Source organism: Streptomyces sp. ISL-87, assembly GCF_018614095.1.
Taxonomy (GTDB): Bacteria; Actinomycetota; Actinomycetes; order Streptomycetales; family Streptomycetaceae; genus Streptomyces.
This window is the reverse complement of the sequence record NZ_JAGGOY010000047.1, coordinates 47,797-64,747: the sequence shown is the minus strand read 5'-3', so window position 1 is coordinate 64,747 and position 16,951 is coordinate 47,797. Positions and strand designations below refer to the sequence as shown.

The following is a 16,951-nucleotide window of genomic DNA, read 5'->3' as shown; positions in this document are numbered from 1 at the left end:
CCCGGCCCCCGCCGGAGGTGCCGCCGGCCCCGTTCAGGGCTGGGCGGGCTCTGCGTATGTACGTTTTTCTTACGTCGCGCGAAGAACTGCGTAGTGCAGGTCGGTCGGCGTGCGTCAGCCCTGGCGCTGCTTGTGGCGCAGGTTGTCGCAGATGACCATGACCCGACCGTGACGGCGGATCACCTTGCACTTGTCGCAGATCTTCTTGACGCTCGGCTTGACCTTCATGTTGGTGAGGTTCTCCGGGTCAGTGCCACCACCCGCGCCAGGACAAGACGCCCCAGACGGAGTGAAGACAAGATCTACTTGTATCGGTAGACGATCCGGCCACGCGTCAGGTCGTACGGGGAAAGCTCCACCACAACCCGGTCATCAGGGAGGATTCGGATGTAGTGCATCCGCATCTTGCCGCTGATGTGCGCGAGGACCTTGTGACCGTTCTGGAGTTCCACCTTGAACATCGCGTTCGGGAGGGACTCGATCACGGTGCCCTCGATTTCGATGGCACCTTGCTTCTTGGCCACGCTTCGCCTTTCGAATCGGCTACCTTGATCGGCTACGCGCCCATGCAGGGCATGGAAATGCACGAGAGCCGACGAGTCAGTCTACGTCAGGGCACCCAGAAAGACGAATCCGGAAAGTTTGCCCCAGAGTGTAGATCACTACGCCAGCGGATCCGGCGCGGTGGTCACCCCGTACTCCGCCAGCTTCGCCTTGCCGCAGTCCGGACTGGTCAGGACGATGGGCCCGGCCTCGGTCAGGGCGATGGAGTGCTCCCAGTGCGAGGACCAGGTGCCGTCCGTCGTGATGACCGTCCAGTCGTCCGCCAGGACCTCCGTCTGGGCGGTGCCCAGGGAGACCATCGGCTCGATCGCCAGGCAGACGCCCGGGACCAGCTTGATCCCCTTGCCCCGCTTGCGCGAGACGTAGTTCAGCAGGTGCGGGTCCATGTGCATCTCGGACCCGATGCCGTGGCCGCCGTAGTCCTCGATGATCCCGTACTTGCCGGTGGAGGGACGGGGCTGGCGGCGGATGTACTGCTCGATCGCCTTGGAGATGTCCACGAGGCGGTTGCCGAGCTTCATGGCGGCGATGCCGGCCCACATGGACTCCTCGGTCACCCGGGAGAGCTCCAGCAGCTCAGGCGCGTGCCCAGTGCCCACGAAGGCGGTGTACGCGGCGTCGCCGTGCCAGCCGTCCACGATCGCGCCGGCGTCGATCGAGATGATGTCGCCGTCCTTGAGGACCGTCTTGTCGTCCGGGATGCCGTGGACGACGACCTCGTTCACCGAGGTGCAGATGGTCGCGGGGAAGCCGCCGTACCCGAGGAAGTTCGACTTGGCCCCCGCGTCGGCGATGACCTTCCGGGCCACCATGTCCAGATCCCGCGTCGTGGCGCCCGGAACGGCCGCCTCACGGGTCGCCGTGTGGATCGCGGCGACGACCAACCCTGCCTCGCGCATCTTCGCGATCTGCTCGGGGGTCTTGATCTGGACCATGGAGAGTGCCTGCCCTTCTCTGCGGCTAAACCGCCGCCGCTCTCGCGGAGGTGCTTGCTCTCCGCTGTGGTTCCTCAATTATTGGCTGAGGTCGTCACCATCCGCGTCACGCAGACGGCCGCGGCGTCCTGGGACACCGCGGCCGTACCTGCACAACAGGGGTACTACTCGGTACTACTTCTTGAGGGCGTCCATCGCGCGCTGCGTGACGTCCTTGACCTCGCCGAGGGCGGGGATGGTCGACACAAGACCCTGGGCCTTGTAGTAGTCGATGATCGGCTCGGTCTCCGTGTGGTAGACGGCCAGCCGGTTGCGGACCGTCGCCTCCGAGTCATCGCCGCGCTGGTACAGCTCGCCGCCGCAGACGTCGCAGACGCCGTCGGCCTTCGGCGGGGCGTACGTGACGTGGAAGACGTGCGCGGAGTCCTTGCGGCAGATCCGGCGGCCGGCGATGCGCTTGACCACCTCGTCCTCCTCGACCTCCAGGTCGAGGACGGCATCCAGGCTCAGGCCGGCGGCCTTGAGGATGTCGTCGAGCGCCTCGGCCTGCGAGAGGTTGCGCGGGAAGCCGTCAAGCAGGAAGCCGTTCGCGGCGTCCGGCTGCTCCATCCGGTCCTTGGCCATACCGATGGTGACCGAGTCGGGGACGAGCTCACCGGCGTCCATGTACGACTTCGCGCTCTTGCCGAGCTCGGTGCCCTGGCTGATGTTGGCGCGGAAGAGGTCACCCGTGGAGATGTGCGGGATCGACAGGTTCTTGGCAAGGAACGCGGCCTGCGTTCCCTTGCCCGCACCGGGAGGCCCGACGAGGACGATTCGCATCAGCGGAGGAACCCTTCGTAATTGCGCTGCTGGAGCTGGCTCTCGATCTGCTTCACGGTCTCCAGACCCACACCCACGATGATCAGGATGCTCGTCCCACCGAAGGGGAAGTTCTGGTTCGCGCCGAAGCCCGCCAACGCCATCGTCGGCACAAGAGCGATGAGACCCAGGTACAGCGACCCCGGCCAGGTGATCCGGTTGAGCACGTAGCTCAGGTACTCGGCGGTAGGCCGGCCGGCGCGGATGCCCGGGATGAACCCACCATACTTCTTCATGTTGTCTGCAACTTCCTCGGGGTTGAACGAAATCGCCACGTAGAAGAACGCGAAGAAAACGATCAGGAGGAAGTAGGCGGCGATGTAGTACGGGTGGTCGCCCTTGACGAAGTGCTTGTTGATCCAGGTCGCCCAGCCGGCGGTCGAACCGCTGAACTGAACGATCAGCGCCGGGATGTACAGCAGCGACGAGGCGAAGATGACGGGGATCACACCCGCCTGGTTCACCTTGAGCGGGATGTAGGTCGACGTGCCGCCGTACGCACGGCGACCGATCATGCGCTTCGCGTACTGGACCGGAATCCGGCGTTGCGCCTGCTCGACGAAGACCACCAGGGCGACCATCGCGAGGCCGACCAGGATGACCACGCCGAACTCGACCCAGCCGTCCGCGATCTTGCCCTGGAGCTTGATCCGCCACATGGCTCCGATGAAGCCGGCGGCAATCGAGATGAACATCAGGATCGACATGCCGTTGCCGATGCCGCGGTCGGTGACGAGCTCACCGAGCCACATGACGACACAGGTACCGGCGGTCATGGTGATCACCATGGTGATCATGGTGAAGATCGAACGGTCCGGCACGATCTGCTGGGCGGCCGAGCAAGACGGGAAGAGCGCGCCGGTCTTGGCGGTGGCCACAAGGCCGGTGCCCTGAAGAATCGCGAGCGCGACCGTCAGATAGCGCGTGTACTGAGTGATCTTCGCCGTGCCGGACTGACCCTCTTTTTTGAGGTTCTCCAGCTTCGGGATGACCACGGTCAGCAGCTGCAGGATGATGCTCGCCGTGATGTACGGCATGATGCCGAGCGCGAAGATCGTGATCTGCAGCAGCGCACCGCCGCTGAACATGTTGACCAGGCCGAAGAGTCCGCCGTTCTGGCCGGATGCCTGGTCTACACAGATCTGTACGGCCTTGTAGCTCACGCCGGGTACCGGGATGTGGGACCCGAGCCGGAACAGCACGATGATGCCGAGCGTGAAGAGCAGCTTCTTGCGCAGGTCGGGCGTCTTGAACGCCCGGGCGAACGCGGTGAGCACGGTGCCTCCTGCGACCCCCGCGCTACTGCGTCAGAGGTGACGGTCTGAGGGATCGACGAATACGTACAAGCAAAGGTGCAGGCCACCTTACCGGCGACTGCGCCCCCCGTGGAACGACCAACCGGGGATGCCCCATATGTGAGGCATCCCCGGTCGGGTTTCAGCTATTAATCACTGAGTTTCGTCTTAGACGAGCTCGGTGACAGTGCCGCCGGCAGCGGCAATCTTCTCCTTGGCGGAGGCGGAAACGGCGTCAACCGAAACCGTCAGCGCCACGGAGATCTCGCCCTGGCCCAGGACCTTGACGAGGCTGTTCTTGCGAACCGCGCCCTTGGCGACCAGGTCGGCCACCGTGACTTCTCCACCCTCGGGGTAGAGCGCGCCGAGCTTGTCCAGGTTGACAACCTGGAACTCGGTGCGGAACGGGTTCTTGAAGCCCTTGAGCTTCGGCAGGCGCATGTGGAGGGGCATCTGCCCGCCCTCGAAGCGCTGCGGGATCTGGTAGCGGGCCTTCTGGCCCTTCGTACCACGACCGGCCGTCTTACCCTTCGACGCCTCACCACGACCGACACGGGTCTTCGCGGTCTTGGCACCGGGGGCGGGACGGAGGTTGTGGGCCTTCAGCGGGCTGTTCTCAGCCATGTTAGTCAACCTCCTCAACCGTCACGAGGTGGCGGACGGTGTGAACCATTCCGCGGAACTCGGGGCGGTCCTCCTTGACGACCACGTCGTTCAGGCGCTTGAGCCCGAGCGAACGCAGAGTGTCGCGGTGGTTCTGCTTGCTGCCGATGTACGACTTCGTCTGCGTGATCTTGAGGCGAGCCATTACGCACCCGCCCCAGCACGTGCACGAAGCAGGGCCGCGGGGGCGACGTCCTCGAGGGGCAGACCGCGGCGAGCCGCGATCTCCTCGGGACGCTGCAGGCCCTTGAGGGCCGCCACGGTCGCGTGCACGATGTTGATCGCGTTCGAAGAGCCGAGCGACTTCGACAGGATGTCGTGAACGCCGGCGCACTCCAGAACGGCGCGCACCGGGCCACCGGCGATAACACCGGTACCGGGGGAAGCCGGTTTCAGGAGCACGACGCCAGCGGCACGCTCGCCCGTGATCGGGTGAGGGATCGTGCCCTGGATGCGCGGAACCTTGAAGAAGCTCTTCTTGGCTTCCTCGACACCCTTGGCGATGGCCGCGGGAACTTCCTTGGCCTTGCCGTAACCGACACCTACAGTGCCGTCACCGTCGCCCACCACGACCAGCGCGGTGAAGCTGAAGCGGCGACCACCCTTGACAACCTTGGCGACGCGGTTGATCGCGACAACGCGCTCAACGTAAGCGGTCTTCTCGGCGGCAGGGCCACCCTCGCGACCCTTCCGGTCCCGCCGCTCGCCGCCACCGGCACCGCTTCCGCGGCGCTGGGGTCCAGCCATTGGATTACCTCTCTCTGTTACGTCCGTGAGTCCCGGAACCGGGGCTTAGAACTTCAGCCCGGCTTCGCGGGCGGCGTCAGCCAGAGCGGCAATGCGCCCGGCGTATCGGTTGCCACCGCGGTCGAACACGACGGTCTCGACACCCGCAGCCTTGGCACGCTCGGCGACGAGTGCGCCGACGGCCTTGGCCTGGGCGCTCTTGTCGCCTTCGCCACCGCGGATCGAGGTGTCCAGGGTCGACGCGGACGCCAGGGTGTGACCCTGGAGGTCGTCGATGACCTGAGCAACGATGTTGCGGTTGGAACGCGTCACGACGAGGCGCGGACGCTCCGCCGTACCCGAGACGTTCTTGCGGATGCGGATGTGGCGGCGAGCCTTGGCAGCGCGCTTGTACGCGTCGCCCTTGGCGATCTTCACACCGTATGCCATGGCTACTTACCAGCCTTTCCGACCTTGCGGCGGATGACTTCGCCGGCGTACTTGACACCCTTGGCCTTGTACGGGTCGGGCTTCCGCAGCTTGCGGATGTTGGCGGCGACCTCGCCGACCTTCTGCTTGTCGATGCCCTCGACCGAGAACTTGGTGGGCGACTCGACCTTGAAGGAGATGCCCTCGGGCGCCTCGATCAGGATCGGGTGGCTGTAACCAAGCTGGAACTCCAGGTCGGAGCCCTTCGCGGCGACGCGGTAACCGACACCGCTGATCTCGAGAGCCTTGACGTATCCCGTGGTCACACCGGTGATCATGTTCGCCACCAGCGTGCGGGACAGGCCGTGCAGGGCCTTGTTCTGACGCTCGTCGTTCGGGCGGGTGACGTTCAGAACGCCGTCCTCACCCTTGACGATCTCGATCGGCGCGGCGACGGTGTGCGAGAGGGAACCCTTGGGGCCCTTCACCGCGACCGTGCGGCCATCGATGGTGACGTCCACACCGGCGGGAACCTGGATGGGGAGCTTGCCGATTCGCGACATTGCTTTTCCTCCGTTCCCGACTACCAGACGTAGGCGAGGACTTCCCCACCTACGCCCTTCTTGCCTGCCTGCTGTCCGGTGAGGAGACCGTGGGACGTGGAGATGATCGCCACGCCCAGGCCGCCGAGCACCTTCGGCAGGTTGGTGGACTTCGCGTACACACGCAGACCGGGCTTCGAGATCCGCTTGATGCCCGCGATGGAGCGCTCACGGTTCGGCCCGAACTTCAGCTCGAGGACGAGGTTCTTGCCGACCTCGGCGTCCTCGACCTTCCAGCCGGTGATGAAACCCTCCTGCTTGAGGATCTCTGCGATGTGCGACTTGATCTTGCTGTGCGGCATCACGACGGTGTCGTGGTACGCCGAGTTAGCGTTACGCAGACGAGTGAGCATGTCTGCGATCGGGTCAGTCATGGTCATGAAGTGGCCTTCGGCCTCTCTCGCCGGGGTTTCCTGTATGCGCCATCCCTCTCCCCACTCAGTGGCGGGACGGGTGCGGTGCGGGGACCTACGGCGTAGTAAGTCGTTATGGGCGGCGGACGCCCAACCACACAAGCCTAAGGCATGCGGGGCCGGGCATCCGCCGACCAGATGCTTACCGAGAGTCTCTGGTACTTCCCAAGTCCCGAAGGACGAGGGGGAGTTACCAGGAGCTCTTGGTCACGCCCGGCAGCTCGCCACGGTGAGCCATCTCACGAAGGCACACGCGGCACAGGCCGAACTTGCGGTACACGGAGTGGGGACGACCGCAGCGCTGGCAGCGGGTGTACGCACGCACACCGAACTTGGGCTTGCGGGCAGCCTTCGCGATGAGAGCCTTCTTCGCCATCTCGCTTACGCCTCCTTGAAGGGGAAGCCGAGGTGACGAAGGAGCGCGCGGCCCTCAGCGTCGTTGGTCGCCGTGGTGACCACGGTGATGTCCATACCCCGGGTACGGTCGATCTTGTCCTGGTCGATCTCGTGGAACATGACCTGCTCCGTGAGACCGAAGGTGTAGTTGCCACGGCCGTCGAACTGCTTCGGCGACAGACCACGGAAGTCACGGATACGCGGCAGCGCGAGCGACAGCGTACGGTCCAGGAACTCCCACATGCGGTCACCACGGAGGGTGACGTGGCAGCCGATCGGCTGACCCTCGCGCAGCTTGAACTGCGCGATGGACTTGCGGGCCTTCGTGACGGCCGGCTTCTGACCGGTGATCGTCGTCAGGTCCTTGATGGCGCCGTCGATCAGCTTGGAGTCGCGGGCGGCGTCGCCCACACCCATGTTGACCACGATCTTCACGAGACCGGGGATCTGCATGACGTTCTCGTAGGAGAACTCCTCACGCAGCTTGCCCGCGATGTCCTCGCGGTACTTCGTCTTGAGACGCGGAGTGGTAGCCATCAGATGTCCTCACCCGTCCGCTTGGCAACGCGGATCTTGTTGCCCTCGTCGTCGAAGCGGTAGCCGACGCGGGTGACGACCTTCTTGCCGTCCTTCTCCACAACCAGCTGAACGTTGCTCACGTGGACCGGGGCCTCGGTGATCACAATGCCGCCGGCCTGGTTCTGCGCAGCCTTGGTGTGCTTCTTGACCCGGTTGACACCCTCGACGAGGACGCGGTTGTCAGCGGGGAAGGCAACGATGACCTTGCCCTGCTTGCCCTTGTCCTTACCGGTGATGACCTGAACCAGGTCGCCCTTCTTGATCTTCATGCTTACAGCACCTCCGGCGCGAGCGAGATGATCTTCATGAACTTCTTCTCGCGCAGCTCACGGCCCACGGGGCCGAAGATACGGGTGCCACGAGGGTCGCCGTCGTTCTTGAGAATGACAGCGGCGTTCTCGTCGAAGCGGATGTACGAGCCGTCCTGGCGGCGGCGCTCCTTGACGGTGCGAACGATGACCGCCTTGACGACGTCACCCTTCTTCACGTTGCCACCGGGGATCGCGTCCTTGACGGTGGCGACGATGACGTCACCGATGCCCGCGTAGCGGCGACCGGAACCACCGAGAACACGGATGCAAAGGATCTCCTTGGCACCAGTGTTGTCGGCGACACGCAGTCGCGACTCCTGCTGGATCACGTCTATCTCCTGATTGTCTGCCGGTTCCCGGCGGGGGCTTCACTCCGAAGAGCGGCAGCCCCCACCGAGCCTGGCGGAACGAACCTGAGGGAAACCCCTCAGGCCTTGACTATTGGAATTCGCTTGCGCGAATTTCCTTACTTGGCCTTCTCGAGGATCTCGACGATGCGCCAGCGCTTGCTCGCCGACAGCGGACGCGTCTCCATGATGAGGACGCGGTCGCCGACGCCGGCAGCGTTCTGCTCGTCGTGAGCCTTGAGCTTGTTCGTACGGCGGATGACCTTGCCGTACAGGGCGTGCTTCACGCGGTCCTCAACGGCGACGACGACGGTCTTGTCCATCTTGTCGCTGACGACCAGACCCTCACGGGTCTTGCGGAAACCGCGCTCGGTCTTCTCAGTCACATTCTTCTCGCTCATCAGGCGCTCTCCACCGACTCGATACCGAGCTCACGCTCGTGCATCAGGGTGTAGATGCGAGCGATGTCCTTACGGACGGACTTGAGCCGGCCGTTGTTCTCCAGCTGACCCGTGGCCGCCTGGAAGCGCAGCTTGAACAGCTCTTCCTTGGCCTCGCGCAGCTTGCCAACGAGCTCCTCGTTGCCGAGCTCACGCAGCTCGGACGCCTTGGTTCCCGTCGCCATCACGACTCACCTGCCTCGCGCCGAACAATCCGGCACTTCATCGGAAGCTTGTGAGCAGCGCGGGTGAGCGCCTCACGAGCAATCTTCTCGTTCGGGTAGGACAGCTCGAACATGACCCGACCCGGGTGCACGTTGGCGATCCACCACTCGGGAGAACCCTTACCGGAACCCATGCGGGTCTCGGCAGGCTTCTTCGTGAGCGGGCGGTCCGGGTAGATGTTGATCCAGACCTTGCCGCCACGCTTGATGTGGCGGGTCATCGCGATACGAGCCGCCTCGATCTGGCGGTTCGTCACGTACGCCGGGGTCAGCGCCTGGATGCCGTACTCGCCGAACGAGACCTCAGTACCGCCCTTGGCCATACCGCGGCGCTTGGGGTGGTGCTGCTTGCGGTGCTTGACCCTACGAGGGATCAGCATGTCGGTCAGGCCTCCGTTCCGGTGCTCTCGGCCGGAGCGGCGGCGGGAGCGTCGGCCTTGGGGGCCTCGGCACCAGCAGCCTGCTGCGGCTTGCGGCCACCACGGCCGCCGCGCTCGCCACCACGGCCACCACGGCCGGCGGGACGGTCGCCAGCGCCCTGCGCGCCACGGGCCGGGCGGTTACCCGCACGGGCCGCAGCGTTCTCGGCGCGAACCTCGGCGATGTTCTTGACGTCGCCCTTGTAGATCCAGACCTTCACGCCGATACGGCCGAAGGTGGTCTTGGCCTCGAAGAAGCCGTAGTCCACGTTCGCGCGCAGCGTGTGCAGCGGCACACGACCCTCGCGGTAGAACTCGGACCGGGACATCTCGGCGCCGCCGAGACGGCCGCCACACTGGATCTTGATGCCCTTGGCGCCGGCCTTCATCGTGCCCTGCATGCTCTTACGCATGGCGCGACGGAAGGAGACGCGGGAGGAGAGCTGCTCGGCAACGGCCTGGGCAACCAGCTGAGCGTCAAGCTCGGGGTTCTTGACCTCGAGGATGTTCAGCTGGACCTGCTTGCCCGTGAGCTTCTCGAGGTCACCGCGGATGCGGTCGGCCTCGGCGCCACGGCGGCCGATGACGATGCCCGGACGAGCGGTGTGGATGTCCACACGCACGCGGTCACGGGTGCGCTCGATCTCAACCTTCGAGATGCCGGCGCGCTCCATGCCGGACGTCATCATCCGACGGATGGCGACGTCTTCCTTGACGTAGTCCTTGTACAGCTTGTCGGCGTACCAACGCGACTTGAAGTCGGTGGTGATGCCGAGCCGGAACCCGTGCGGGTTTACCTTCTGGCCCATTACCGGGAACCTTCCTTGCTGCTGACGACCACGGTGATGTGGCTGGTCCGCTTGCGGATCCGGTAGGCACGGCCCTGCGCACGCGGACGGAACCGCTTCAGGGTCGGGCCCTCGTCCACGAACGCCTCGCTGATGACCAGCGTGGAGGCGTCCGGGTGGTTGTAGTTGTGTGCGGCATTGGCAATGGCGCTGTCAAGCACCTTGCCAACCGGCACGCTCGCGGCCTGCGGGGCGAAACGCAGGACCGCCTGAGCCTCCGTGGCATCCATGCCACGGATAAGGTCCACCACTCGGCGGGCCTTCATGGGCGTGACGCGGATGTACCGCGCCTGGGCCCTGGCTTCCATGGTTGTCCCTTCGGTGTAAGTCATAGTCGTTACCACCCCGCCTTTAGCGGCGCTTCGACTTCCGGTCGTCCTTGACGTGGCCGCGGAAGGTGCGAGTCGGCGAGAACTCGCCGAGCTTGTGGCCGACCATCGACTCGGTGACGAACACCGGGACGTGGGTCTTGCCGTTGTGCACCGCGATGGTGTGACCCAGCATGCTGGGGATGATCATCGAGCGACGGGACCAGGTCTTGATGACGTTCTTGGTGCCGGCTTCGTTCTGGACGTCCACCTTCTTTACGAGGTGGTCGTCGACGAAGGGCCCCTTCTTGAGACTGCGCGGCATCTAAACCCGCTCCTAGCGCTTCTTGTTCGTCTTGCGGCGGCGGACGATGTACTTGCTCGAAGCCTTCTTCGGCGAGCGAGTACGACCCTCCTTCTGACCCCACGGGGAGACCGGGTGGCGACCACCACTGGTCTTGCCCTCACCACCACCGTGCGGGTGGTCAACCGGGTTCATCGCGACACCGCGGACGGACGGGCGAACGCCCTTCCAGCGCATGCGGCCGGCCTTGCCCCAGTTGATGTTCGACTGCTCGGCGTTGCCGACCTCACCGACGGTCGCGCGGCAGCGCGCGTCGACCAGGCGGATCTCACCGGAAGGCATACGAAGGTGGGCCATCGTGCCCTCCTTCGCGAGCAGCTGCACGGAGGCACCCGCGGAACGGGCGAACTTCGCGCCACCACCGGGACGGAGCTCGATCGCGTGGATCGTGGTACCGACCGGGATGTTGCGGAGGGCCAGGTTGTTACCGGGCTTGATGTCGGCCGTGGGGCCGTTCTCAATCCGGTCGCCCTGGTTCAGACCGCGGGGAGCGATGATGTAGCGCTTCTCGCCGTCCGCGTAGTGCAGGAGCGCGATGCGCGCGGTGCGGTTGGGGTCGTACTCGATGTGCGCGACCTTGGCCGGCACGCCGTCCTTGTCGTGACGACGGAAGTCGATCACGCGGTAGGCGCGCTTGTGTCCACCACCCTGGTGGCGAACGGTGATCCGACCGGTGTTGTTACGGCCGCCCTTGCTGTGCAGCGGGCGAACCAGCGACTTCTCCGGCGTGGACCGCGTGATCTCGACAAAGTCGGCGACGCTGGAGCCACGACGGCCCGGGGTCGTCGGCTTGTACTTGCGGATACCCATTTCTCAGTCCTCGTCCGATTCCGGACGACTCAGGACTCCGTTAGGAGGCCTGGCCGCCGAAGATGTCGATTCGGTCGCCCTCAGCGAGGGTCACGATGGCGCGCTTGGTGTTGGCACGCTTGCCGAAACCGGTCTTGGTGCGCTTGCGCTTACCCTGACGGTTGATCGTGTTGACCCCGGTGACCTTGACCGAGAAGACCGCCTCGACGGCCTGCTTGATCTGGGTCTTGTTGGCGCCGGGCGCGACGATGAACGTGTACTTGTTCTCGTCCAGCAGCGCGTAGCTCTTCTCCGAGACAACCGGCTTGATCAGCAGGTCGCGCGGGTCAGTGAAGGTCTTGCTGGTAACGGTCGCCTCAGACATCAGGCGTCGCTCCCTTCGGTCTCATCGTTCCGGCCAGAAGGCGCGCCAGACACGAAGGACTCGAAAGCGGCCTGAGTGAAGACCACGTCGTCAGAGACGATCACGTCGTACGTGTTCAGCTGGCCCGGCTCCAGGATGTGAACCTGGGGCAGGTTGCGGGCGGACAGCCACGCGGCCTCGTCGGCGCGCTCGACGACCAGGAGCAGGTTCTTGCGCTCCGAGATCTTGCCGAACAGCGTCTTGGCGGCCTTCGTGGAGGCGGCACCCTCGACCACGCCGGTGACGACGTGGATGCGGGAGTGACGCGCACGGTCCGAGAGGGCACCGCGGAGGGCGGCGGCCTTCATCTTCTTCGGGGTCCGCTGGGAGTAGTCACGCGGCTGCGGGCCGTGGACGACGCCACCGCCGACGAACTGCGGCGCACGGGTCGAACCCTGGCGCGCGCGGCCGGTGCCCTTCTGGCGGTACGGCTTGCGGCCACCACCACGGACTTCGCCACGACGCTTGGTCTTGTGCGTGCCCTGACGGGCAGCTGCCAGCTGAGCGACAACGACCTGGTGGATCAGCGGAACGCTGGTCTTCGCGTCGAAGATCTCCGAGGGGAGCTCGACGGTACCGGCCTTGTCGCCTGCCGGCGAAAGGATGTCAATGGTGCTCATTACCTCAAGCCCCCTTGGCCGCGGTACGGACCAGGACGAGGCCGCCGTTCGGACCGGGGACCGCACCCTTAATGAGGAGCAGACCCTTCTCCGCGTCAACCGCGTGGATGGTCAGGTTCTGGGTGGTGACGCGCTCGTTGCCCATACGACCGGCCATGCGCATGCCCTTGAAGACACGCCCAGGGGTGGCGCAGCCACCGATCGAACCGGGGGAGCGGTGCTTGCGCTGCACACCGTGACCGGCGCCGAGGCCCCGGAAGTTGTGCCGCTTCATGACACCGGCGAAGCCCTTGCCCTTGCTGTTGCCCGTGACGTCAACCTTGACGCCGGACTCGAACACCTCAGCAGTGATCTCCTGGCCGAGCGTGTACTCGCTGGCGTCGGAGGTGCGGAGCTCCACCAGGTGGCGGCGGGGGGTCACGTCGGCCTTGGCGAAGTGGCCCTTGAGGGGCTTGTTCACCTTGCGCGGGTCGATCTCGCCGAAGGCGATCTGGACCGACTCGTAGCCGTCGATGTCGTTCGTACGGACCTGGGTAACGACGCAGGGCCCGGCCTTGACAACGGTCACCGGGACGACACGGTTGTTCTCGTCCCAGACCTGGGTCATGCCGAGCTTCTCGCCCAGGACGCCCTTGATCTGCTTTGCCATCTTCTCGACGCCTCTCAGAGCTTGATCTCGATGTCAACGCCGGCCGGAAGGTCCAGGCGCATCAGCGAGTCAACGGTCTTGGGCGTCGGGTCGAGGATGTCGATCAGGCGCTTGTGCGTGCGCATCTCGAAGTGCTCGCGCGAGTCCTTGTACTTGTGCGGCGACTTGATGACGCAGTACACGTTCTTCTCAGTGGGCAGCGGCACCGGGCCCGCGACCGACGCACCAGTGCGCGTCACCGTCTCGACGATCTTCTTCGCCGACGAATCGATGACCTCGTGGTCGTAGGCCTTGAGCCGGATGCGGATCTTCTGTCCCGCCATGGCTACTCCGTAGTCCTGTCTGTTGTGGAAACGCTCTGGCTCCCGGGTGGCTGTGGATCTCTCCACCGCTTCCCTCCGACCCACGCGGTCGGGCGTGTCGCACTCCCTCTACAGAAAATTCCCATACGGAAATTCCCTCATCCAAGGGGGTGCGGTCCCAGGACCGCGCTTCGGGGGAGAAACACCCACCGGGTGCCTGGTCGGCGCCCTGCTGACACTTCCCAGAAGATTCCCGTACGTCCGCCCCCATTGCTGCCCCGAGGGACAGATAGAGGCGACGAGTACTGTGGGACTCGCTTCCGGTCCTCCCGGCGGGAGGCGCGCAGCATCGGCACTCAACCGAGCAACTTGAGTAGTCTGCCATACAAGACACGTACTGCGCCAATCGGGCGCAGAACAATACCCCGCCGCGCGGACACGTCAAACTGCGCCATCCCCCGGTATCCCATGCGGGGCCTCACCAGGACCGCACCACGACCCGCGCCACGGTCCGGCAGCCTTCTCCGGCGCCAACGATCACCTGAACGTCCGGTTCGCCCACGAGGACGGCCTCACCACCCACACGGCTTCCTTCGGCGACCGCACGCAGTACGTGATCACTGACCGCACGCGGATCACCACGAAAGCCGGCCCCACCGACGCGACGACGCGCTCCGAGTGCGAGCGGTACACCGGTACAGCCGCCGCCTCCTGCCCTGTACGGATCCCCTGGGCCGCAGGGTCCGCCCGTCGTACGACGAGGACGGCCGCCCGACCTCGTCGACCCGCCCGGACGCCCGCGTCTCGCGGGCGGAGTACGAGGCCCTGGGCCTGCCGACCCTCGTCCTGCACCCGGACGGCACAACGGCCCCCCAGACATACGACGCCCAGGGCAGCCCGCACCTCCCTGACGGGCCCGTCAGGCGCCACGAACCGATTCGCCCACGCCGCACGCGGTCACCTGGCATCCCTGACGAACACCCTCGGCCACACGACCTCCGGAACCGGCCGGCCGGTCTGGGCGCGACGACGACGTCCACCCGCGACGCCTTGGGCCGCCCGATCGCCATCACCGACCCCGACAGCACCCCGCGCCCTGGAGCGTGGAGGGCCGCCTCCTGCGCCGTGACGCGGTGGGCGGTGTGACGCTCTCCCGGTACGGCGACGTCGCTCTCCTCGTCGCCCTAACGGGCCCGGACGTCGCCCGTCACACCTTCACCCACGACACGGAGCTCCGCCTGACGGAGGTCACCAACCCCCAATGCCTGAACTGGAGTTAGCCTACGATCCGGCGGGCCATCCGGCCTCGGGGGAACGGACTACGACGCCCGCGTCCTACGACGCGGCGGGCTCACTGACCTCTTACACGAACACGCTGGGCGAGGCCGTCTCCTACGCCCGCAACGTGCTCGGCCAGGTCCTCCGCAAGACGACGTCCGCCGGCTCCACGACGTACGCACCGCCCCAGACCGGCCGCACCAGCGCCGCGGCGAGCGCTACCGCGCCGACCGCTACCTGCCCGGCATCGACGACTCCGCACCTTCACCCTCGACGCGGCGGCCCGCGTCACCGCTGTCGACGCAGAAAGGCGTGAGATGACACTCCCCTCCAGCAGGGTTCTACATTTCATCCGGCAGGCCACGGATCTGAATGCCGAACAGCGCCAGACCGCCGCAGACGAAGTGACAGATTGGGTCAGCGGCTGCTCGCCGGCAGTTGGGGGACTCCTGGCGGGCGTACTAACCGTATGCGCAGCTCAGGAGACGGACAGTGGCGCTCTGGAAGCCCAGCTGAACGCCCTGCTACAGCTCTCAGAGTTTCTCGATTCCGACATCGCCGCATACCTGAGAGGAGTCGATGCGAGCTCGCATCCAGGCGGACTCGGCGACTACCTTCACGACCTCCTGAACGACTAGCGCACTGGTCCTTCGGAGAAAGGAAAAACTCGCCGATTGTGCCGACACGCAGCCCGCGCCGCCGACCGCGGTGCGGCTGTCCGTGTATCAGGTCGCGAAGAGTTCCGCAGATGAGCTGGTGTGCGTCGCGGCGAGCTTCACCGGCGAGGCGCAGGTCGGAATGGTGTTCCGGGCCGTCGGCGTGCCAGGGGTCGAGGTGCGGCTGACCGCGCTCCGCTGGTATCCGCCCCGGCCGGAGACCAGGCGTCGTGCGCCCCTCGCCAAGGTCACCCTCGTCGGCGACGGGGCCGGGCGGATCGGTCGCAAAGAGCTGCTCGTCGGCGGCCCCGGCGGCTGAGTCCACCGGGTCGCGGGGGCCGCGATGCGGTGGGGCGGCCCCCCGATCCGGTGCCATCCACGTCAACGTCCGCCACAGCCGGTGCTTCACCGTGGTCCCCCATACGTCTAACCCCACCGCGCCCAAAGGACCCTGCCAAACCCCTCCAGCCTCCCGTCGGGGGGCCGTCGCTCACATGGGTGAACTACGCCAACTGGGCTGGCTTGGTGGGGGGTTGTCTGGCATACGCTCGCCGCGACAACTCCAGACATACCTCGGCCCCCGGCGGGACTCGCAATCCCGACCGAGGGCCTAGCCAGCAAGGAAGACACAACCTTCCCGATGGATAGCCCGAAGATTAGCGTGCTCTCGTGCGCCTCGGTTCGGAACCAGGCTGACGGCAACCACCTCGCCCAGCACGCCGAGCTCTCGCTCGTCGCCATCGGGCTCGCGGTGTACATCCAGTCGCTGCCGACCGGCACCCGCATCGGCATCAAGGACCTCGCAGGCCGCTTCCCCGAGAGCGAGCACCGCATCGCCCGCGCCCTGCGCGAGCTGGAGGTGCACGGGTACCTGGAGCGGACCCGCGTACGGCTCCCCGGCGGGCAGGTCGTCACCCGGACCGTGTCCTACAACCGCCCCGGCCGCCTCCCCGTGGACGACGAACCGCCCCCGGCGCGGCCACCGGCACCGCCGCCGACGGCGACGACCGCTCCGCCGAATCCGATGTCGCAGACGTCACCGGCGCCACCCATGCCACCGACGCCGCCTCGGGCGGGCCGGGCGCCGCTGCCCCGGCCCGTGAACCCCGACAACCACTGGCGCCGGGCCGCCGCGATCACCGTCCTCGGCGACCTGCGCCGTCTCGACTCCCGCCTCGTCCTCGGGCAGCAGGACATCGACCGCCTCGCGCCCGCCGTGGAGGCCTGGCTGGAGCGCGGGGTCAGCCCGGGTGCCGTCGGGGCCGCCCTCACCGCGAATCTCCCGTCACCGCCCCGCAACCCCGCCGGGCTGGTCGCCCACCGGCTCACCGAGCAGCTGCCGCCCGCCCTGCCCGCCACACCGCGCGCACCCGCCTACGTACCGCCCCATCCCTTCCAGACCTGCGAGGCCGAGTCCTGCGGCCTGGCCTTCCGCTCCCCCGCCCCAGGGCTCTGTGGGGGCTGCCGGGAAGCCGCCGCCTGACGACAAAGGGCCCCTCCCCCGCCGCC

31 protein-coding genes are annotated in these 16,951 nt (G+C 66.2%); 5 read left to right on the top strand and 26 right to left on the bottom strand.

Annotated elements, in window-relative coordinates; all coding sequences use genetic code 11:
* Positions 1 to 114 precede the first annotated feature (114 nt).
* The 26 genes from rpmJ to rpsJ all read right to left on the bottom strand — a co-directional run bounded on the left by rpmJ (position 115) and on the right by rpsJ (position 13,529).
* Complete coding sequence (gene rpmJ / locus J7I97_RS19070) at positions 115 to 228, bottom strand: 50S ribosomal protein L36 (protein ID WP_003956441.1); 114 nt, start codon at positions 226 to 228, stop codon at positions 115 to 117.
* Between the two features lie 74 nt (positions 229 to 302).
* On the bottom strand, positions 303 to 524 hold the full coding sequence (gene infA / locus J7I97_RS19065; RefSeq protein WP_003956442.1) for a translation initiation factor IF-1: 222 nt from the start codon (positions 522 to 524) through the stop codon (positions 303 to 305).
* Positions 525 to 662: 138 nt separating this feature from the next.
* Positions 663 to 1,499, bottom strand: a complete 837-nt coding sequence (gene map / locus J7I97_RS19060) for a type I methionyl aminopeptidase (RefSeq protein ID WP_214936435.1) — start codon at positions 1,497 to 1,499, stop codon at positions 663 to 665.
* A gap of 174 nt (positions 1,500 to 1,673) precedes the next feature.
* A complete protein-coding gene (locus J7I97_RS19055) occupies positions 1,674 to 2,321 on the bottom strand; it encodes an adenylate kinase (protein ID WP_214936433.1) in 648 nt (215 codons plus the stop codon).
* A complete protein-coding gene (gene secY / locus J7I97_RS19050) occupies positions 2,321 to 3,637 on the bottom strand; it encodes a preprotein translocase subunit SecY (protein ID WP_214936431.1) in 1,317 nt (438 codons plus the stop codon). Before secY ends, J7I97_RS19055 begins: the two co-directional genes overlap by 1 nt.
* 186 nt (positions 3,638 to 3,823) lie before the next feature.
* Positions 3,824 to 4,279 carry a 50S ribosomal protein L15 gene (rplO, locus tag J7I97_RS19045; protein WP_030154704.1) on the bottom strand — a complete coding sequence of 152 codons (456 nt, stop codon included), beginning with the start codon at positions 4,277 to 4,279 and terminating at the stop codon, positions 3,824 to 3,826.
* A gap of 1 nt (position 4,280) precedes the next feature.
* On the bottom strand, positions 4,281 to 4,463 hold the full coding sequence (gene rpmD / locus J7I97_RS19040; protein ID WP_005313525.1) for a 50S ribosomal protein L30: 183 nt from the start codon (positions 4,461 to 4,463) through the stop codon (positions 4,281 to 4,283).
* Complete coding sequence (rpsE, locus tag J7I97_RS19035; protein WP_214936429.1) at positions 4,463 to 5,065, bottom strand: 30S ribosomal protein S5; 603 nt, start codon at positions 5,063 to 5,065, stop codon at positions 4,463 to 4,465. The genes rpmD and rpsE overlap by 1 nt, the downstream gene beginning before the upstream one ends.
* 45 nt (positions 5,066 to 5,110) lie before the next feature.
* Entirely contained in the window at positions 5,111 to 5,494 is a 384-nt protein-coding gene (rplR, locus tag J7I97_RS19030; protein ID WP_214936427.1) for a 50S ribosomal protein L18, read from the bottom strand.
* A 2-nt stretch (positions 5,495 to 5,496) separates the two neighbouring features.
* A complete protein-coding gene (rplF, locus tag J7I97_RS19025) occupies positions 5,497 to 6,036 on the bottom strand; it encodes a 50S ribosomal protein L6 (RefSeq protein WP_214936425.1) in 540 nt (179 codons plus the stop codon).
* Positions 6,037 to 6,056: 20 nt separating this feature from the next.
* Positions 6,057 to 6,455, bottom strand: coding sequence for a 30S ribosomal protein S8 (gene rpsH, locus J7I97_RS19020; protein ID WP_007265911.1), 399 nt, complete (start codon positions 6,453 to 6,455; stop codon positions 6,057 to 6,059).
* Positions 6,456 to 6,678: 223 nt separating this feature from the next.
* The gene (locus J7I97_RS19015; RefSeq protein ID WP_003956452.1) at positions 6,679 to 6,864 is read right to left on the bottom strand and encodes a type Z 30S ribosomal protein S14; all 186 of its coding nucleotides are present in this window, start codon (positions 6,862 to 6,864) and stop codon (positions 6,679 to 6,681) included.
* A 5-nt stretch (positions 6,865 to 6,869) separates the two neighbouring features.
* Complete coding sequence (rplE, locus tag J7I97_RS19010) at positions 6,870 to 7,421, bottom strand: 50S ribosomal protein L5 (protein WP_030008469.1); 552 nt, start codon at positions 7,419 to 7,421, stop codon at positions 6,870 to 6,872.
* A complete protein-coding gene (rplX, locus tag J7I97_RS19005; RefSeq protein ID WP_030008468.1) occupies positions 7,421 to 7,732 on the bottom strand; it encodes a 50S ribosomal protein L24 in 312 nt (103 codons plus the stop codon). The genes rplE and rplX overlap by 1 nt, the downstream gene beginning before the upstream one ends.
* A gap of 2 nt (positions 7,733 to 7,734) precedes the next feature.
* Positions 7,735 to 8,103 carry a 50S ribosomal protein L14 gene (gene rplN / locus J7I97_RS19000; protein ID WP_003956455.1) on the bottom strand — a complete coding sequence of 123 codons (369 nt, stop codon included), beginning with the start codon at positions 8,101 to 8,103 and terminating at the stop codon, positions 7,735 to 7,737.
* A 137-nt stretch (positions 8,104 to 8,240) separates the two neighbouring features.
* Entirely contained in the window at positions 8,241 to 8,522 is a 282-nt protein-coding gene (rpsQ, locus tag J7I97_RS18995) for a 30S ribosomal protein S17 (protein WP_079429300.1), read from the bottom strand.
* Complete coding sequence (rpmC, locus tag J7I97_RS18990) at positions 8,522 to 8,746, bottom strand: 50S ribosomal protein L29 (protein ID WP_214936423.1); 225 nt, start codon at positions 8,744 to 8,746, stop codon at positions 8,522 to 8,524. Before rpmC ends, rpsQ begins: the two co-directional genes overlap by 1 nt.
* Positions 8,746 to 9,165, bottom strand: coding sequence for a 50S ribosomal protein L16 (rplP, locus tag J7I97_RS18985; RefSeq protein ID WP_030026326.1), 420 nt, complete (start codon positions 9,163 to 9,165; stop codon positions 8,746 to 8,748). Before rplP ends, rpmC begins: the two co-directional genes overlap by 1 nt.
* Positions 9,166 to 9,170: 5 nt before the next feature.
* The gene (gene rpsC, locus J7I97_RS18980; protein ID WP_008739710.1) at positions 9,171 to 10,013 is read right to left on the bottom strand and encodes a 30S ribosomal protein S3; all 843 of its coding nucleotides are present in this window, start codon (positions 10,011 to 10,013) and stop codon (positions 9,171 to 9,173) included.
* The gene (gene rplV, locus J7I97_RS18975; RefSeq protein ID WP_037792011.1) at positions 10,013 to 10,360 is read right to left on the bottom strand and encodes a 50S ribosomal protein L22; all 348 of its coding nucleotides are present in this window, start codon (positions 10,358 to 10,360) and stop codon (positions 10,013 to 10,015) included. Before rplV ends, rpsC begins: the two co-directional genes overlap by 1 nt.
* A 43-nt stretch (positions 10,361 to 10,403) precedes the next feature.
* Entirely contained in the window at positions 10,404 to 10,685 is a 282-nt protein-coding gene (rpsS, locus tag J7I97_RS18970) for a 30S ribosomal protein S19 (protein ID WP_008739713.1), read from the bottom strand.
* 12 nt (positions 10,686 to 10,697) lie between these two features.
* Positions 10,698 to 11,534, bottom strand: a complete 837-nt coding sequence (rplB, locus tag J7I97_RS18965; RefSeq protein WP_030154695.1) for a 50S ribosomal protein L2 — start codon at positions 11,532 to 11,534, stop codon at positions 10,698 to 10,700.
* A gap of 40 nt (positions 11,535 to 11,574) precedes the next feature.
* Positions 11,575 to 11,898 (bottom strand): 50S ribosomal protein L23, encoded by a 324-nt coding sequence (rplW, locus tag J7I97_RS18960; RefSeq protein WP_037792012.1) that lies wholly within the window; start codon positions 11,896 to 11,898, stop codon positions 11,575 to 11,577.
* Positions 11,898 to 12,557, bottom strand: a complete 660-nt coding sequence (gene rplD, locus J7I97_RS18955) for a 50S ribosomal protein L4 (protein ID WP_214936421.1) — start codon at positions 12,555 to 12,557, stop codon at positions 11,898 to 11,900. The genes rplW and rplD overlap by 1 nt, the downstream gene beginning before the upstream one ends.
* A 4-nt stretch (positions 12,558 to 12,561) precedes the next feature.
* Positions 12,562 to 13,206 carry a 50S ribosomal protein L3 gene (gene rplC / locus J7I97_RS18950; RefSeq protein WP_007265899.1) on the bottom strand — a complete coding sequence of 215 codons (645 nt, stop codon included), beginning with the start codon at positions 13,204 to 13,206 and terminating at the stop codon, positions 12,562 to 12,564.
* A 14-nt stretch (positions 13,207 to 13,220) separates the two neighbouring features.
* Entirely contained in the window at positions 13,221 to 13,529 is a 309-nt protein-coding gene (gene rpsJ / locus J7I97_RS18945; RefSeq protein ID WP_003948644.1) for a 30S ribosomal protein S10, read from the bottom strand.
* Positions 13,530 to 14,186: 657 nt separating this feature from the next.
* On the opposite strand from rpsJ, the gene J7I97_RS40345 reads away from it, so the two are divergent.
* The 5 genes from J7I97_RS40345 (at position 14,187) to J7I97_RS18920 (ending at position 16,925) form a co-directional block, all read left to right on the top strand.
* Positions 14,187 to 14,654, top strand: coding sequence for an RHS repeat domain-containing protein (locus J7I97_RS40345; protein ID WP_214936419.1), 468 nt, complete (start codon positions 14,187 to 14,189; stop codon positions 14,652 to 14,654).
* The gene (locus J7I97_RS18935; protein ID WP_214936464.1) at positions 14,612 to 14,788 is read left to right on the top strand and encodes a hypothetical protein; all 177 of its coding nucleotides are present in this window, start codon (positions 14,612 to 14,614) and stop codon (positions 14,786 to 14,788) included. Before J7I97_RS40345 ends, J7I97_RS18935 begins: the two co-directional genes overlap by 43 nt.
* The gene (locus J7I97_RS40340) at positions 14,770 to 15,102 is read left to right on the top strand and encodes an RHS repeat domain-containing protein (protein WP_214936417.1); all 333 of its coding nucleotides are present in this window, start codon (positions 14,770 to 14,772) and stop codon (positions 15,100 to 15,102) included. Before J7I97_RS18935 ends, J7I97_RS40340 begins: the two co-directional genes overlap by 19 nt.
* A 404-nt stretch (positions 15,103 to 15,506) precedes the next feature.
* A complete protein-coding gene (locus tag J7I97_RS18925; RefSeq protein WP_214936415.1) occupies positions 15,507 to 15,761 on the top strand; it encodes a hypothetical protein in 255 nt (84 codons plus the stop codon).
* A 321-nt stretch (positions 15,762 to 16,082) separates the two neighbouring features.
* On the top strand, positions 16,083 to 16,925 hold the full coding sequence (locus J7I97_RS18920) for a helix-turn-helix domain-containing protein (protein WP_214936413.1): 843 nt from the start codon (positions 16,083 to 16,085) through the stop codon (positions 16,923 to 16,925).
* Positions 16,926 to 16,951: the final 26 nt, after the last annotated feature.